The sequence below is a fragment of the Pseudanabaena yagii GIHE-NHR1 genome (genome assembly GCF_012863495.1).
Lineage (GTDB): Bacteria > Cyanobacteriota > Cyanobacteriia > Pseudanabaenales > Pseudanabaenaceae > Pseudanabaena > Pseudanabaena yagii.
The window spans coordinates 248,698-265,214 of sequence record NZ_JAAVJL010000001.1 but is presented as its reverse complement, the minus strand read 5'-3'; the positions used below and the strand labels follow the sequence as shown (position 1 = coordinate 265,214).

Sequence of the window (16,517 nt, the reverse complement as noted above, 5' to 3'; positions counted from 1 at the left end):
TCATCAGAGCATTACGATTTGATTAGTTGCTGCCGCTTTTTCCGCCGCATTTGCCACAGCGAGAGAATGCAAAATACTTTCGTGATTGGTATAAAGCGGAGTACCTGTAAACAAATGAGAAAGGACATTCTCTGTATCCTTCTTAAACAATCCTCTTGTTGTCCCCGCATCCAGTTCCATTTCGCCATCGGCAGTAATCAGCTTACCTTTATCAGCAGAGAAAATTAAAGCACCTTGACTTCCCTGCAATTCCATAATTCGCTCTGGTTGCCAGAAGTTCTCACCCTTGCTATAGCTAATATCCGCAATTACTCCATTCTCAAACTGAAGCTGAGCATTGCAGACACAGGAAGTAAAATGATGAGGCAAATTTGCGCCACTATAGCGTAATTGACAAGAAACTGCTTTAACTTTTCCAAATAAAACAATAATCCGATTGAGGCGGGAAACTGCCGCCGTTAGAGGAAAGCCAAACAGGTCGGGTTTATATGTCCATTTGTCAGGTACAGGACGCTGTGGGCTTTTGGTGGAATATCGCGCATAGAAGGGAGTTCCCACTTTCGCTAAATGTTCCATCACCAATTGATGTACGCCGCCTAATAGCTCAATATGCTCGACATGGAGCAATAAATTCTGCTGTTGAGCTAGCTTTACAAGTTCTTCTGCTTCAGCCAAATTGAAGGAAAGTGGATATTCCACAATTACGTGTTTGCCCGATCGCAAAGCTTGCCCAACTACGGCTCCATGATCGCGATTGACATTACATACCACCACCAAATCCACATCAGGGCGCACCACCAACTCTGACCAATATTGATGCACCTTGGGAATATTAAACTCTTGGGCGATCGCCTGTGCTTTTTCGGGAGTACCAGCGATCGCGACTAGTTTAATCCTTGCATCTTGGCTCAAAATTTCGGCACGTAGCTTGGCAACAAAGCCCGAACCAACGATGCCAACTCGCAAAGGTTGGTTTAATGATGCGTAGGTCATGGTGTGAGAATTCTCTTATTTATTTCGGGGGATTGCGGATAATTTATTTCAGACGATTTAACTTAGAAGGCGGCAATAGTTTGCGCTCTTGGACGACTTTAGGACGAGGCGATCGCACATAGAAAATTTTGCGTCCTGTGGTTTCATTGACCCAACGGGCAAAGCGATTCCAGACTTTTTCTGATAAATATTTTTGAGCCACGATCGCTAAACCAATCACAACTCCGATGGGAAATACTGTATCAAAGGGATTGCCATCACGACTGCCCACAAATAAAAGTACTATCGAGGAAATTAGCGCCGAGATTAGTAAAAATTGAAATTTAGACATAGGGTTTCCTGAAGTGTTTTGTTGTTAGCTGTTAGCTTTTGGCTGTTAGCTTTTGGCTGTTAGCTATTAGCTGTTAGCCGTTAGCTTTTGGCTATTAGCTTAACTAGGGATTCTCTTAATTTTCATGGATTCTACATTTGATAACCCTTAATAAGTGAACTACATCCAAAAGCCAATCGCTAACAGCTAAAAGCTAATCGCTAAAAGCCAATCGCCCTAACGAGTTTTGAATGTTGTACCATCTTTGGCGATCGCTAAACATTTTGTCACAGCATTAACACCAATTGCTTGCCATGCCTGACTCATTGCTTGGGCGACTGCCTCTATTGTACCCATTGGCGCTAAAGAAAGTAGGGTGGGACCAGCACCACTAATTACCAAGCCGTAGGCTCCTGCGGCGATCGCGGCGGCTTGTACCTCTGCCATGCCTTTAATCAAACTTTGGCGATAGTTTTGATGTAGTCGATCCTGCAAGCCCGCCTTCAACCAATTCACATTCCCTGTCTGGATACCATGACTTAACAGGGCTAAGTGCGAGGCATTAAAGACCGCATCATGCATCGAAAATTTCTTAGGTAATACTTCTCTCGCCTTGGCTGTCGATAGCTCAAAGTCAGGAATTGCCACAACTAGCCCAATACTTTCATGCCACTGCAAATCGCAATATTCCCAACCACCTGCTTGATTAGATGCCATCAACTGACAACCGCCCAACATCGCAGGCGCAACATTGTCGGGGTGACCTTCCATTGCGATCGCTAAATCCAACAATTCCAAACGCTCAAGTGGTGAACCTGCCAATAGATTTGCGCCGACAATACCGCCTACAATTGCAGTTGCGGAACTACCTAACCCACGCGATAGGGGAATCTTAGTATCTGTATGAAAAGCGATCGTCGGAATTGGGCGATCAATATGCTGATAAAACTTAGCGATCGCTCGATATACCAAGTTTGTTTCGTCCCGTTCCACCTTGTCTGCACCTTCACCCGATGCTGTGATTGTGAGGCGATCGGCGAGAGAAAATTCAAAATGGTTATAAAGTGTTAAGGCTGCGCCAAGGCAATCGAACCCCGGGCCAATATTAGCAGTAGTCGCAGGAACGGAAACTTCAAAAATGGTCATGTTGAAAATCTAAAATACACTGGAGCCAAGAACTATTGGTTATCTCCGTCAACGTAGGACATTATATAGCTAAGGGTATTGTGTCTTACTATACTGACCTAATAGAGTGTAGAAGTGATGGAGTTTTTGCTTTCATCTCCATTGCAAAGGCTTCATCTTCAGCAATTTGTTGTCTAATTTCTCGAAAATGGTCGTGATAATAGGACAGGGCAGAATAAACATCCGCCAATATAATTGTGGGATATTGTGAAACTATTTCATCGGGTGATAGTCCCATGCGTTCATGCCAGATGACAATATCTTCAACTCTAATCCTATGTCCAGCGATGCGAGGTCTTCCTCCACATACGCCTTCGGTAATTTCAATGTGGCTGTTAATCACTGTTGTCATTTACAGTTTTACCTGTTTCTCAGAGATTGGTTATAAATTTCCCTTAATTAGCAAATTAGAAATCATCTTTATCATCTCTGGAAGATATATGTTGATAAAGATCATTTTCCTTAAGGAGTTTATCGAAAGTATCAGGATCTAATTTCTTGTTCTGTTTTAATTTATAAATTACTGAACCAACTTCAAAACTTCCCTTTATTTGTTCATTAGTAACAATACCTTTGATTATTCGTTCAATTTGTTCTAGTGAATAATCATTATAATTTTCTATTATAAATTTACTACATCTGTTTGCAGCGTCATACGAATTAGATGTTAAGTAGAGATCGATACTCCTATCTGCTACCAGAGGATGAAGATCAAAGCCACATACCTGATTTAACAGGTCAATTTGGTTTATCTCTCTAAGTCTTTGCTTAGCTTGTATTTGTAAAGGTTTAAAATTCAAAAAAGTTCCTAAGCTACCTATATCTCTAGATGGTAAATTTTGAATGTACTGCGCTATTTTTTGTTGAACATCGTTATCTATATAGTTCCAAATCTCCCTATAAGTTATTATTATTAACTCAATTTTATCCATTTCATTATCTTTTATCTCTCTTAATAAATCTGACAGCTTTTTATTTAAAACGTCGTCATATATGTCTTTGTACATTATTTCAGTTGCTTGTAAAGCACAAATGTACTTTTGTATTTCTTTAAATTTATCTACATTAAGATTGCTGATTAATTTCTTAAGAAGTATGATTATAAAATTCCTTACAAGACTGTATCTTGCTTTAAATAAAGGACTCTTCTTAAAAGCAACTTCAGCCTGTTTTGTCGTAATTGGAAAATATTCAGAATCAACTTCAGCCAATAGTTTATCTAATGCATATTTACCTTGTGCAGGTGGATACTGCAATAAATATTCAACAGCATTTCTAATATGGACTCTAGCCAACTCAGCAGGAGGATTAAATATTTCTCCTTCAGATGTCATTGATGGATGAGCGCACCGATCTCGGTCTTGCTTTAACCGTTCCAAGTCTAAGCACTCAATATGTGAGATTAATTCAAGCTTATCTTTGGCAATTCCCAAAAGCTCTCTTTCAAACTTTAATGCACTTGTAATATCATTCTGTCTTCTTGCTTTTTCAAAGATTTCGAGTTGGTTTTCGGCTTCTTTATCGCCAGATAGAGCAAGTTCTTTGATTTTATCGATTATGTCAAATGTTACTGCAATCCAAGTTGAAACAATTGCCGATCTGAAAGCTCCTGCTTTGTAACAAGATACAGCCTCTCGAATATATTGCTTGGATTTTTCATCTCGACATTTCAAAACTAATTCATCTAAATCGGCTAACGGTGAAGCCATAATTTTTCCCTCCAATAATTTACGATGCTATACATTCTTCATAGTGATAAATAGTCAACGTTATCATGAGAAGAAACGCTCGTAATCATCATGATTTCCAATCCAAAACCAAGTCACCATATCGCCTTCTAATATTCCAAGCGCTCGATAATTCCTCGTCACCCTCACAGACCAGATAGCCTCATCGCTATTTATACACTTGAAATGTAAAGAAGGATGAAATGAATTTTCTGCCCACAATCTATAAGCTTTTCTAGCACTTTGTCTGACATCATCATCAAGTTTTCGATACTCAATCCAAAATGAAGGTAAGATAAACGATTTCATAGCTGTTCGTAGTCAAGAGCAACAGCTTTTCCCTCAGCGATTTCTTGCTTAGCACGCCTAGCTGCCATAACTAGTTTAGATTGCGTCTTTTCAAATGACTTGCTCCATTTAATGTCATCTTGCAAGTCATAAATATACTCTCTCAAATGTTCTGTAACCTTCTCCTGTAAACTATCAGGCAAAGTTTCCATTATCTTGACTAGCGTTGTAATTTGAGGTGACGACATAGTTGCAATAATCTAGAGAAATATTCTGATTTTAAAGCTAGCACAAATTTACTTTCGCTTGTCAGTCTAGGCAAGGTTATCGATATATTCGAGGCATTTACGCATTTGTTGTTGCATGGTGGCGAGATCGCTGTTAAACCTTCTACCCACTCTTGATTGAAATTTTAAGAAACACTTTAAAATATTTGTATTTAAATAGAGTGAGAAAAACTAGAGCATATCAGGACGACGCTGTTTTGTTCTTAAAATTTGTTGTTCCTTTCTCCATTCTGCAATCAGCTTATGATTACCCGATCGCAAAACTTCGGGAACTTCCCAACCCCGAAATATTGGTGGGCGCGTATATTGCGGATAATCTAACAATCCATCTTCAAAACTCTCAAACTTGAGCGACTCTTCTTTCCCAACAGTTCCCGGGCGCAAACGTACTACTCCATTAATTAGCGCCAATGCAGGAATCTCGCCACAGGTCAGTACAAAATCACCAAGGGAAACTTCGCGAGTTACGAGATGTTCACATACACGTTCATCAATTCCCTCATAGCTGCCACAAATGAGAACTAGCTGTTCATAATCTGCTAATTCCTTAAATAGATTCTGTTTCATTGGCTCCCCCTGCGGAGTCATATAGATAATTTCGCGCTTTGGCAAAATTGGCAAAGACTCCACCGCCGCAAAAATAGGATCAGGTTTCATCAACATTCCCACACCACCGCCGTAGGGTTCGTCATCGACTCGATGATGCTTATCGGTGGTGAAATCTCTAGGATTGGTGAGATGTACTTCCGCAATTTGATTAGCGATCGCCTTTCCTAGCAAACTGGTCTGCAAAGGCGAAGTAAAAAATTCAGGAAAGAGGGTAACAATATCTATACGCATACATAAATTTTACCCGAACCAATGCTATTTTTTGAAAAGCTGACTTGGTGAGCTGTTCAAAAATAACATTGGTAATAGCATTGGTAAATTGATATGCTGCCTGTCTCTGAAGTCGAAAAAATTATTTTGGATTTGGTAAAACCTTTTGCACCTGAAGGCGATAGTGAAATTTTGCCACTGTTGGAGGTTAACAACCGAATTTTAGCAGAAGACATTACAAGCGAATGGGACTTTCCCCATTGGGACAACTCAGCAATGGATGGCTATGCACTACGTTATGCCGATATTGCTGACGTAATCGACTGGCAGAATTTGAAATTAGCGATCGCCCCCTATGAAATCACCGCAGGTAAGGCGATCACTCAATTGTTAAAACAAGGTGAATGTGTCCGCATCTTTACGGGAGGAATGTTGCCGAAGGGAGCAGATACGGTCATCATGCAAGAAGATACTGAACGAATAGATAATTTTTTGCAACTTAAAGTCAAACCGACTCAAGGTGAATATGTAAGACATAGGGGTGAATTTGTCAAAGCTGGCACAACTCTGGTTAGAGCAGGCACGAAATTAGGTGCAACTGAGATAGGTGCTTTAGCCTCAGCAAGATGTCAGCAGGTGAAAGTTTATCGCCAGCCTAAAATCGCCATTATTTCTACAGGTAATGAGTTGGTGAGCCTTGATCGTTCTCAATTTCTTCAAGATGGACAGATTATTGATTCTAATCTCTATGCCCTAGCTACTCTAATTACCCAAGCAGGAGCGATCGCAATTCCCTTTGGTATAGTAAGTGATGATCAAGCAGAACTAGAAATTACGATCAAAAAGGCGATCGCCTCAGCAGATATCATAATTTCTTCGGGAGGTGCTTCCGTTGGTGATTATGATTATGTCGATGCAATTCTCGAAAAAATGGGAGCGAATATTCATGTATGTTCAGTAGCAATTAAACCAGGCAAACCTTTAACCGTTGCTTCCCTCACTCGCTCTCTCAATGTGAATGAAAGTGAGGATGTTATTCTCTATTTCGGAGTTCCCGGAAATCCTGTTTCTGCAATGATGAGTTTCTGGCGATTTATTCGTGGTGCGATCGCTAAATTAAATGGAGCGAACAGTAATTATTGGCATCCTCAATTTATCAAAGCCATTACTACTGAGGATTTGCACGCTCAGGGTAGACGCGAAACCTATCTCTGGGGGCAGCTCACCTATCATAAAGGGAACCCAATCTTTCAGCCTATCAAAAACTATAGCTCTGGCAATTTGATTAGTGCGATCGGGACAAATGCACTGGCAGTCATGCGTGTCAATCAAACCTATGTGCCTGTAGGTGACGAAGTGATGATAATGATAGTTTGAGAGAATGTTTAGAGAAAAGTAATCTTAATTCTCTTTTGAGATTTCGCAATGATTTAGGATAACGATACTTGTATAATCTAGGGCAGGGAACCGCGCATTAGAATGTAGATTGTATAAGATTCATGTTTTTATATTGCTTATATCCTAAAGTGGTCTTACACTAAACCGATATTTGGGGTTGACAAAAACTAAGGTAATAAAGCCTTTCTACATGTCTATGTGCAAGTGACAACTATCGGTATCAAGCACATGTATGCAAAATTCTCATGTTATGTGTTGGGCATATCTTCGAGCTGCTTACATCTTTGAGGATGTCTGCCGTATGCCATTAGATTCAAATCCGTCAACTAATGAGAATATATTGCCTCTGTTAAGAGCCTATCGAGTTTCGCCATCGGAAAACTTGCAGGAGCAGATTGTCGAGATTTATATGGGCTTAATTCGGGAAACGATCGCTGCTTTGCCCGTATCTTTAATTAATCAAACAAGGATTGGCGATCGCCGATCGCCAAATCGACCAGCTACATCTGACCGTCGTGTATCTAATCGTCGCACTGCGGAACGTCGGGAAAGCGATCGCGAATTACTCGAAATCGGAAAGCAGGGATTTAAAAAGGCGCTTGTCCAATTTAATCCTGAAAAAGATATTGATTTTTCGGAATTTGCGCGATCGCAGATCTATCAACACTTAGAGAATTTTTTGCAGAGACAACATCTAGACAATCGCAACGAACCACAGGACGAGGAGGATGTTGATATCACGCCCACGATTAACCGTAAACAAGAAACCCTCGAAATTTTGCAAGCCTATCGGGCGAATCCCACAACTAAACTTCGCAATCAGCTTGTCAATTTGAATATTGGCTTAGTACGTCGTGAAGCCTATCACTGGAAAAATCAATGCCAAGAAAGTTTTGAAGACTTAATGCAGGTTGGTTCGATTGGTCTGATCAATGCGATCGAGCGTTTTGATGTTAGTAAAGGCAACGCTTTTAGTTCATTTGCCGTGCCATATATTAAGGGGGAAATTCAGCATTATTTACGCGATAAGAGTCCAACGGTACGGATGCCGCGTGCTTGGCTCACTACATACAATCAAGGCTGTAAGATCATTCGCAACAAACGTACCGAAACTGGTCGTGAGCCTTCTAGCCAAGAAGTTGCGGATGAGCTAGGTATTAGCGTCAGCGAGTGGTACGACATTAAACTCGCCTGCCAAAACCGTTCTCCTATTAGTCTGGATACTCCAGTCGATCAGAGTGAAGATAGCTCAACATCCATCGGCGATCTCGTCACCGATCATAAATATCAAAGCTTTCAACTTGCCCAAGAAGATAGTATTCGTTTACAGCAAGCTCTTGATCTCTTAGAAGATCGCACCCGCGAAGTCGTAGAGTTTGTATTTTTAAAAGAATTTACGCATCGTGAAGTTGCGGAAACCTTAGGCATTAGCGCAGTCACAGTTTCACGACAACTCAAAAAAGGCATAACTGCCCTCAAAAAAATCTTAGCTACACCCATAGATTAAAAAAGCACTCATATTAAATGAGTGCTTTTTTAATCAAATAAATAATTAACTGACTTAAATCGGTGTAGTTGCTTGCACTCTAGCGCGAGCAGTACGTAGATGTTGTTCAGCTTGAATTTTGCCTTGCTTATCATCAGGCTTAATATTTGCCAGATCTTGCTCAGCTTTTGCCAATTCCTGACGAGCTTCTTCAGCATTGATTTCACTGCCAAGTTCGCCATTACGCACCAAAACGGTTACTTCATTTTCTTCAACTTCAGCAAAACCACCTGTAAGAGCGACGGCTGCCCAAGCTTTATCTTTCCGAAAACGTAATACGCCTGTTTCTAGTGCGGAAATTAGAGGAGCGTGACCAGTTAAAATACCAAGTTGCCCCGTGGAACTAGGTAAAATCACTTCCTCTGCGACAGTATCCAGAATCGTGTGATCTGGGGAAATTACTTTTACAGTTAGGGTCATTTTTTAAAATATTTGGTAATAGGTTTTAACTTTATAGCTGCTGGCTATTAGCCGTTAGCTGTTAGCTGTTAGCTTTTTATGAGCTAAACGCCAACAGCTAAACGCTAATAGCTAATGCCTAATTACCAGCCTTGAGCTTTTCAGCCTTAGCGATCGCTTCTTCGATGTTGCCAACGAGGTAGAAAGCTTGCTCAGGGAGATCATCGAGTTCACCCTTAAGGATGCGATCGAAACCACTGATGCTTTCTTCGAGGGTGACATACTTACCAGGAGATCCAGTAAATACTTCTGCAACGAAGAAGGGCTGAGACAAGAAGCGCTCAATCTTACGAGCACGGGCTACAGCCAACTTGTCTTCTTCAGAAAGTTCATCTAGACCCAAGATGGCGATGATATCTTGAAGTTCTTTGTAGCGCTGAAGAATTGCCTGTACGCCACGAGCAACACGGTAATGCTCATCGCTAACAACCCCTGGTTGCAACATGGTCGAAGAGGAATCGAGGGGGTCAACCGCAGGATAAATCCCCTTAGAAGCCAAGCCACGAGACAATACGGTGGTTGCATCAAGGTGAGCAAAGGTGGTTGCAGGTGCGGGGTCAGTCAAGTCATCCGCAGGTACATATACCGCTTGTACTGAGGTGATAGAACCTTCAGTAGTTGAAGTAATACGCTCTTGCAAAGCACCCATGTCGGTTGCCAAGGTAGGTTGATAACCTACAGCCGAAGGCATACGACCAAGTAGTGCAGATACTTCTGAACCAGCTTGAGTAAAGCGGAAAATATTGTCGATGAACAACAATACGTCTTGCTTGGACACATCACGGAAGTATTCAGCCATGGTCAAAGCAGTTAGACCGACACGCATACGCGCACCAGGTGGCTCGTTCATTTGACCGTAAACAAGAGCGAGGTACTGAAGTACTCCCGATTCTTTCATTTCGTTGTAGAGGTCATTACCTTCGCGGGTACGTTCGCCTACACCACCAAACACCGACACACCAGAGTGCTTTTTCGCGATGTTGTTAATTAATTCTTGGATTAATACGGTTTTGCCTACACCAGCACCACCGAATAGACCAATTTTGCCACCACGACGATAGGGTGCAAGAAGGTCAATTACCTTAATGCCCGTTTCAAAGGTGCTAGGTTTGGTTTCTAAGGAGGTAAATGCAGGAGATGGACGGTGAATAGGGAATTTTTCTTCGGTAGTAACAGGACCTAATTCATCAATAGGTTCACCTAATACGTTGAAGATACGACCGAGGGTGTTAGGTCCAACAGGAACGCTAATCGGTGCGCCTGTGTCTGTTACATCCATACCTCTAACGATGCCGTCAGTGGTACTCATCGCAACAGCACGTACTTGGTTATCACCTAGTAATTGTTGTACTTCGCAGGTGACGTTGATGTCTTGTCCTGCGGAGTTTTTGCCAGTTACGACAACGGCGTTATAAATTTCGGGGATTTTGCCACTGGGGAATTCGGCATCGACCACAGGACCGATGATCTTGGTGATGCGCCCGACTGATACTTTCTCTGCGGTTGTTACCATGCTTGCTGTTTACTCCAGCCTCTTAACTCAGAATCTAAAAAATTTGCAATGAAATGACGTGCAAAAAGATATATGCAAGAAAATGCAATACATCAAACTATAAAAGCTTAACTTTTTGTTTAACTTTTTGTTTAACTTTTTGCGCTCACATATAAAGCTAACCGCTTCTCAAAATATCATTTAATGGGGATCTAAAGATCGCTGGTTTCCTGAAAACGATTAGATTTTCTGTGATGGGACAGCTAATTTTGTACATTGCCACTAGCTTGGATGGCTATGTTGCGCGTAGTTCTGGCGAGGTAGATTGGCTTTTTACCGATCAAGATTATGGCTATGAGGATTTTTATAGTTCGATCGATCGTTTAATTATGGGACGCAATACCTATGAGCAGATCCAATCGTGGGGCGAGTATCCATACGCAGATAAGGTAGGATTTGTTTTTTCGCAAACTCTCCAAGGCGATCGCGACGAGAATGTAACTTTTGTGTCTAGCGATTTAGTTAGTTTTGTTAAAGACCTAAAAAATCAGGAAGGAAAAGACATCTGGTTAGTCGGTGGTGCAGCGATCGCTAAGACCTGTTTAGAGCAGCATCTGGTGGATAAATTTATTCTGTCAATACACCCGATAATTTTAGGTAAAGGAATAGCTTTATTCGCACCTCCATTACCCACGTTGCCCTTAAGTTTGGAGAGTTGTCAGGCTTTTGAAACTGGTTTAGTGCAACTCACTTATCAAACTTATCAAAACCATACTGGACTTAAAGAATCATGAAAACTTCTTTCCCTTTGATTAGGTTAGCTATCGCTTCCGTTTCAATCATTACAGGAACTTTCAGTACAGGAGCTTTGCCAAGTTTTGCTCAGGTAACTTTAACTGAAGAATCTCAAGTGGGTACAAATGGTATAGGGTCGGTTTTGGTAGGACAGACAATCGATGAGGCTGTAAAGGCTTCAGGTCTAAACATGAAGAAAGTCTATGGGGGAAATCCTAAATATTGTACTTACTACAAACCTGTGAGTGGATTAGATGGTGTTAGCTTCATGGTGTCTGACTATCGCATTGTAAGAGTTGATATAGATAATCCTAGAGTTACAACTTTTCGTGGTGCAAAAATCGGCGATTCTGAGGAACGAATTAAATATCTCTACCAAGGACAAATTTAAGTTCAAAAGCATCCCTACAATAGATTTGGAGGACATTACCTAGTCTTCATTCCGAGGGATGAAGAAGATAGTAATTATCGAGTGATTTTTGAGACAGATGGACAAAAGGTTGTACGTTATCGGGCTGGTAAGTTACCAGAGGTAGGTTATATCGAAGGTTGTGCTTGATGCAATCCATCTCAAATCCCTAATACTTGGCAAACGAGCGGCTGGGGGGAGCTGTGAATTGTGGTGGGCGATCGCTATTGGTGTTATTTGTATTTTGCGGATTTTGGCGTAGCGATGGGCGCGATAATGCCTCTGGATTAAAGCGATAACCAATATTTCGCACTGTTTGAATTAAATTGGGCTGCTGTGGATCAACTTCTAATTTTTTTCGCAATGATAAAACATGGGTATCCACAGTGCGCGGATTATTAATCTCATCTGGCCAAGCTCGTTGTAAAAGCTCCGCACGACTTAGGGCTAAACCCTCGGATTGAGCAAGGACATAGAGCAAGCTAAACTCCTGCGGCGTGAGATCGATCGCACTGCCCTTGAGTCTGACCTGTCGTTGCACTAGATCAATTTTTAATACGCCATAGTCAAGGCAGGCTGGCGGAGCCGAGGTGCGTAATCTGCGCGTTAACGCTTCTACCCTTGCCAAAAATTCCTGCATTCCAAAGGGTTTCGTCAAATAGTCGTCTGCACCTGCTTTCAAACCCTCCACGATGTCAGACTCGCTCGTACGCGATGAAATGACAAAGATCAAAGAACTTCTTTGCTTATGCAACCAACGGCATAGCTCAATTCCATCCCCATCAGGCAAATCTGTACTCAAAATCACCAAGCTTGGCTGTTGCTTTTGAAATACCAACTTTGCTTGCTGACCACTGACTGCCTGAAATACCGAATAGCCAATCTGCTGTAAATGCCAACCCAAGAGAGAGGCAAGATTCGGATTACCTTCTACAATTTCTATACTGATCGGAATCAAAGAAATACTCTCCTGCCGAGTAATGCCTATAGCTCTCGGATTATGAATCTGCATGATAACTTAGTGTCAAGCTGCATTTTGTAGCTGTAATTACTCTCTTCGAGTGCAGCAAACTTTGCTTTAAACCCTATAGTTCACAATAATGTTGAGCTTGTTCTGGGACTTCATTTCACCCTCATGACTAATCAAGTGACTTATCGAAACCCTGTTCCTACAGTTGATATCATCATTGCTCTGCGCGATCGCCCCCATCAACCGATTGTGTTAATAGAACGTCTTAATCCACCGCATGGCTGGGCGATCGTTGGGGGATTTGTGGACTATGGCGAGCGTTTAGAGGATGCGGCGAGGCGAGAGGCTCAAGAAGAAACTGGCTTAAAGGTTGAGTTAATCGATTTATTAGGAATTTATTCTGATCCCCGACGCGATGAACGATTACATACGATCAGTACTGTGTATATGGCTGAGGCAGTCGGTGAACCTAAAGCGGATGATGATGCTAAGTCTGTGGGAATTTTTGCAGCATGGGAAATGCCAAGCCAGTTATGTTTTGATCATGCCCAAATTTTGCAAGACTATTGGCGTTACCGCACCTATGGCATTCGCCCTGCAATTTGATTTTTGTGGTGCGGCAAAGCCGCACCACAAAAATCAATAAAATTTTCTTCAGGTGTTGACAAACTAACAACTAGGTAGGTATCTTAATAAAGGTCAAGAACACGCCCCCATCGTCTAGAGGCCTAGGACACATCCCTTTCACGGATGCGACGGGGATTCGAATTCCCCTGGGGGTATTCTTGACAAGCAAAAAAGCCTTTGCACTGCAAAGGCTTTTTTGTCGGAAAAGAAAATTAGCTCAATCAGCTAAAAAATAAACTCAAACAATACGCCCCCATCGTCTAGAGGCCTAGGACACATCCCTTTCACGGATGCGACGGGGATTCGAATTCCCCTGGGGGTATTAATAAAGAAGCCTTCGCATTGCGAAGGCTTCTTTGCTTAGAGAAGTTTTTCTAGTCCATAAATTAGTGACTTGAGAGCAAGCACTTTGCGGACACAAAGCAAGACTCCTGCCATGTAGCAAGTGCGATCGCTAGCATTATGCTCAATTTTTAAAGTTTCCCCCATTGCGCCAAAAATCACTTCCTGACGGGCGACTAGTCCCGGCACACGGACACTGTGAATGCGGATATTTTCGCCATAGGTCGCACCTCTTGCGCCTGTGAGATGTTCTTTTTCATCGACAAGAGCAGGATTGAAAGATTGACCTAGTTCTGAGAGCATTTGGGCGGTTTTAATTGCCGTACCGCTAGGAGCATCTGCTTTTTGATTGTGGTGCAGTTCGATGATCTCGACATGCTGGAAATATTTGGCGGCAGCGATCGCTGCTTGTTGCATTAGGATTACGCCAACGGAGAAATTTGGGGCAATGATACAGCCTGTACTTGCCTTGTCTGCAAAAATGGCAAGATCATCAATTTGTTTTTCGCTTAAGCCCGTTGTGCCGACGACGGGACGCACACCATAGGCGATCGCCGAGCGAATATTGTCATAGATGATGCTGGGGTGGGTGACATCGACCATGACGGGTAGTTGTGATTCTTGGGCAGCTTGAGCAAGAACGACTTCGAGATTATCGGTCACAGGTATTTCTAATTCGCCAATACCAACAACTTCGCCAATATCTTCGCCAAGGTGCTTCCGCCCGATCGCCCCTACAAGATACATATCTGGTGCTTGGGCGATCGCTTTGATAATTTCGCGCCCCATTTTGCCTGTCGCCCCAGAGACAACAACAGGAATTTGTGCATTATTGGTCATAAATAATAAGTAATTTGGCAGGTCTACACTTTGGCTAAATATAGCGCTTTTCCCGCAAGCGAAGTAGAGAGTTGTTTCCCCACAGAAGGTGGAGAAACAACTCTCTACTTCGCTATTTACTTTTACCTAAGCTACACCATAGCCCGTATATTTTCTTACTGCTGGCTCTTGGAAACCTAATACGATATCTTGCTTGGGAATACCTGACGCGACTAGTTCATCGGTTATGCCGTCTTCAGTGCCGTCACGTTGTACCCAGAGATGATTACCAATAATTTCAATATGAATCAAGCAACCATGTAAATGTCTTACGCCATCCCAGCCATCAGACATGATTAGATATTGTCCATGTTCATCATCAAAAACTGCAATGTTTCGTACAGGTACATTGGCATAGGTGATTTTTGTGTAGGGTAGTAAGACATTACGGATAATTTGTCGATAATTTTCTAATTTATCCATCGTTTTAATACCTCCATTTCTGGATCAAACGTTAACAATTTCAAAACTTGTCTATCTAACAAAAGCTTACCAATCGTCTCCTCAAACAAATCAACAAAAACTGACTCGCGTACAGCTAAATATAAAACGCGATCGGGCTCAAGAACGCTAAGAATATTGTGATACAAAACATACTGACCTAAAGCGTTTTCTAAATCTCGAATCTCAGATTGACTAACAAAGCTTTTAATTTCTACTGCAATTTTCTGATTATCCTTTTCTGCTGCCAAAAGTTTCTCTGCGCCTAAATCCACGAAAAAATCCTTTTTCCCCATGCGTAAACTTAGTGGATCATGGGTAATTGTCCAGCCATCCTTGAGCAATGCTGCTTTAGCGCTGTCATGGAACATATCTTTTGCAGGCATTTTTACCTCATGAAGCAGGGAAGTGTAGCAAGTGTTGCAGTGCATTTACGAGCTTAGCTTACAAGTTATACCAATTCACGAAAGTGTGACTGCATTTTTGTGAATTTAAAACCAAACCCAGTAAAGCTTTTCAAAGCTAAAAATGGCTATGCCATTTTTAGTTTCTGTATTAGCCAATTTCTTGTTTAATCTCTCTATTCGTGAATTTAATCGCGCCAATAATTAACAGGAAAATCACACAGCTTAAGATTGCCAATATTGTTTCCTGTGGCTTAGGGGAAATAATTACGATAAAACCTTGATCTTTGATCAGTGAAGAGAAACTAGATACACAAAAGGGCATTAAGTACAGTCGAAATACTTGCCAATAATCCACTTTGTCATTGCTATTAGAAACACTTAAGATTAGTGCAGTACCAATTACAACACTTATTCCCATCGCATTGATCCATATTTTAGGCGTAGGGTCAAAATGAAAAGTAATGATCACTAAATACCAAATTAAATAGCACCATAAAATTAATTTATTGAGTTTGATCTCTCGAAAATATTGCATCAACCATTTCATAGTTTCTATGCCAAAAAAATTACAATAAAACCCAAAGAGGCTGTTTTGCTCGCTACGCGAGCAAAACAGCCTCTTTGGGTTTTATGAAGTCGAAGTACTTATCAATACAGGTTGATACCCTGCGGTAGCAGGTGAAACGGTTGAGATAAAAACTAACGGTTCTTCGCCATCGTTCAATACTCCATGCACAAAGCCTTTAGGTGCAATTACGATATCGCCTGCGGCGATCGCTTCAGTTCTACCTTGTTGATCTAAATAATATTTGCCTTTGCCCTGCAAAATAGTCCAAGTGTCCTGTCCATGAGGATGAAGATGGGGCGCAATTTCTTGATTGGGGTTAATATACCAAGCAACAACGACGGTATCTGGAGATTCGGTAATGACTGAGCGAATAGGATCTCCTTTTGTTGATTGAAAAAACTTAGCACTATCAAAAATTCGGCTATTACTCATTTGTATTACAGTGCGTGCAATTTGCTTGCTTTACAAACTTAATTTTCCTGATTAATCTACATAAAAACTGTCAAACTAATCACCTTATGAAAGCTTATTAAAAAATTTCATTTAATATAGTGTATGAGTAATAGAACGATATT

At 41.5% G+C, this 16,517-nt stretch carries 21 protein-coding genes and 2 tRNA genes; 7 read left to right on the top strand and 16 right to left on the bottom strand.

Annotation, left to right across the window (positions count from 1 at the left end):
* Positions 1-3 precede the first annotated feature (3 nt).
* From HC246_RS01280 to trmD, 8 genes are all read right to left on the bottom strand, one after another.
* On the bottom strand, positions 4-993 hold the full coding sequence (locus HC246_RS01280) for a Gfo/Idh/MocA family protein (protein ID WP_169361811.1): 990 nt from the start codon (positions 991-993) through the stop codon (positions 4-6).
* Between the two features lie 43 nt (positions 994-1,036).
* Positions 1,037-1,324: a hypothetical protein gene (locus tag HC246_RS01275; RefSeq protein ID WP_169361810.1), complete on the bottom strand. Its 288-nt coding sequence runs from the start codon at positions 1,322-1,324 to the stop codon at positions 1,037-1,039.
* A gap of 216 nt (positions 1,325-1,540) precedes the next feature.
* Positions 1,541-2,449 carry a homoserine kinase gene (thrB, locus tag HC246_RS01270; RefSeq protein ID WP_169361809.1) on the bottom strand — a complete coding sequence of 303 codons (909 nt, stop codon included), beginning with the start codon at positions 2,447-2,449 and terminating at the stop codon, positions 1,541-1,543.
* An 88-nt stretch (positions 2,450-2,537) separates the two neighbouring features.
* The gene (locus HC246_RS01265) at positions 2,538-2,840 is read right to left on the bottom strand and encodes a DUF433 domain-containing protein (protein WP_169361808.1); all 303 of its coding nucleotides are present in this window, start codon (positions 2,838-2,840) and stop codon (positions 2,538-2,540) included.
* Positions 2,841-2,895: 55 nt separating this feature from the next.
* Positions 2,896-4,197, bottom strand: coding sequence for a hypothetical protein (locus tag HC246_RS01260; protein ID WP_169361807.1), 1,302 nt, complete (start codon positions 4,195-4,197; stop codon positions 2,896-2,898).
* Between the two features lie 63 nt (positions 4,198-4,260).
* Positions 4,261-4,524, bottom strand: coding sequence for a ParE family toxin-like protein (locus HC246_RS01255; RefSeq protein ID WP_169361806.1), 264 nt, complete (start codon positions 4,522-4,524; stop codon positions 4,261-4,263).
* Positions 4,521-4,751, bottom strand: coding sequence for a hypothetical protein (locus HC246_RS01250; RefSeq protein ID WP_169361805.1), 231 nt, complete (start codon positions 4,749-4,751; stop codon positions 4,521-4,523). The genes HC246_RS01255 and HC246_RS01250 overlap by 4 nt, the downstream gene beginning before the upstream one ends.
* Positions 4,752-4,961: 210 nt before the next feature.
* Positions 4,962-5,630 carry a tRNA (guanosine(37)-N1)-methyltransferase TrmD gene (gene trmD, locus HC246_RS01245; RefSeq protein ID WP_169361804.1) on the bottom strand — a complete coding sequence of 223 codons (669 nt, stop codon included), beginning with the start codon at positions 5,628-5,630 and terminating at the stop codon, positions 4,962-4,964.
* 93 nt (positions 5,631-5,723) lie between these two features.
* Between trmD and HC246_RS01240 the strand changes: the two genes are divergently transcribed.
* Both HC246_RS01240 and HC246_RS01235 read left to right on the top strand, forming a co-directional pair.
* Positions 5,724-6,986: a molybdopterin molybdotransferase MoeA gene (locus HC246_RS01240; protein WP_169361803.1), complete on the top strand. Its 1,263-nt coding sequence runs from the start codon at positions 5,724-5,726 to the stop codon at positions 6,984-6,986.
* Between the two features lie 322 nt (positions 6,987-7,308).
* The gene (locus tag HC246_RS01235; protein ID WP_318655887.1) at positions 7,309-8,514 is read left to right on the top strand and encodes an RNA polymerase sigma factor SigF; all 1,206 of its coding nucleotides are present in this window, start codon (positions 7,309-7,311) and stop codon (positions 8,512-8,514) included.
* A gap of 54 nt (positions 8,515-8,568) precedes the next feature.
* Here HC246_RS01235 and atpC read toward each other — a convergent pair whose 3' ends face one another.
* Entirely contained in the window at positions 8,569-8,973 is a 405-nt protein-coding gene (gene atpC / locus HC246_RS01230) for an ATP synthase F1 subunit epsilon (RefSeq protein ID WP_126387303.1), read from the bottom strand.
* Positions 8,974-9,091: 118 nt separating this feature from the next.
* Positions 9,092-10,525, bottom strand: coding sequence for a F0F1 ATP synthase subunit beta (gene atpD / locus HC246_RS01225; protein ID WP_169361802.1), 1,434 nt, complete (start codon positions 10,523-10,525; stop codon positions 9,092-9,094).
* 233 nt (positions 10,526-10,758) lie between these two features.
* Between atpD and HC246_RS01220 the strand changes: the two genes are divergently transcribed.
* The gene (locus tag HC246_RS01220) at positions 10,759-11,298 is read left to right on the top strand and encodes a dihydrofolate reductase family protein (protein ID WP_169361801.1); all 540 of its coding nucleotides are present in this window, start codon (positions 10,759-10,761) and stop codon (positions 11,296-11,298) included.
* Positions 11,295-11,690 carry a hypothetical protein gene (locus tag HC246_RS01215; protein ID WP_211167592.1) on the top strand — a complete coding sequence of 132 codons (396 nt, stop codon included), beginning with the start codon at positions 11,295-11,297 and terminating at the stop codon, positions 11,688-11,690. The genes HC246_RS01220 and HC246_RS01215 overlap by 4 nt, the downstream gene beginning before the upstream one ends.
* Positions 11,691-11,877: 187 nt before the next feature.
* Here HC246_RS01215 and HC246_RS01210 read toward each other — a convergent pair whose 3' ends face one another.
* Complete coding sequence (locus tag HC246_RS01210; protein WP_169361800.1) at positions 11,878-12,720, bottom strand: response regulator transcription factor; 843 nt, start codon at positions 12,718-12,720, stop codon at positions 11,878-11,880.
* Positions 12,721-12,855: 135 nt separating this feature from the next.
* On the opposite strand from HC246_RS01210, the gene HC246_RS01205 reads away from it, so the two are divergent.
* From HC246_RS01205 to HC246_RS01195, 3 genes are all read left to right on the top strand, one after another.
* Positions 12,856-13,284 carry an NUDIX domain-containing protein gene (locus HC246_RS01205; RefSeq protein WP_169361799.1) on the top strand — a complete coding sequence of 143 codons (429 nt, stop codon included), beginning with the start codon at positions 12,856-12,858 and terminating at the stop codon, positions 13,282-13,284.
* A gap of 103 nt (positions 13,285-13,387) precedes the next feature.
* Positions 13,388-13,460 (top strand) — tRNA-Glu (locus HC246_RS01200).
* Between the two features lie 94 nt (positions 13,461-13,554).
* A tRNA-Glu gene (locus tag HC246_RS01195) sits at positions 13,555-13,627 on the top strand.
* A 38-nt stretch (positions 13,628-13,665) separates the two neighbouring features.
* Here the strand turns inward: HC246_RS01195 and dapB are convergent.
* From dapB to HC246_RS01170, 5 genes are all read right to left on the bottom strand, one after another.
* Positions 13,666-14,487 (bottom strand): 4-hydroxy-tetrahydrodipicolinate reductase, encoded by an 822-nt coding sequence (dapB, locus tag HC246_RS01190; protein WP_169361798.1) that lies wholly within the window; start codon positions 14,485-14,487, stop codon positions 13,666-13,668.
* Between the two features lie 126 nt (positions 14,488-14,613).
* Positions 14,614-14,949, bottom strand: a complete 336-nt coding sequence (locus tag HC246_RS01185) for a XisI protein (RefSeq protein WP_169361797.1) — start codon at positions 14,947-14,949, stop codon at positions 14,614-14,616.
* Complete coding sequence (locus tag HC246_RS01180) at positions 14,937-15,353, bottom strand: element excision factor XisH family protein (protein ID WP_169361796.1); 417 nt, start codon at positions 15,351-15,353, stop codon at positions 14,937-14,939. Before HC246_RS01180 ends, HC246_RS01185 begins: the two co-directional genes overlap by 13 nt.
* Before the next feature lie 169 nt (positions 15,354-15,522).
* Positions 15,523-15,921 (bottom strand): hypothetical protein, encoded by a 399-nt coding sequence (locus HC246_RS01175; protein WP_169361795.1) that lies wholly within the window; start codon positions 15,919-15,921, stop codon positions 15,523-15,525.
* A gap of 81 nt (positions 15,922-16,002) precedes the next feature.
* Positions 16,003-16,374: a cupin domain-containing protein gene (locus tag HC246_RS01170; protein ID WP_169361794.1), complete on the bottom strand. Its 372-nt coding sequence runs from the start codon at positions 16,372-16,374 to the stop codon at positions 16,003-16,005.
* Positions 16,375-16,517 lie beyond the last annotated feature (143 nt).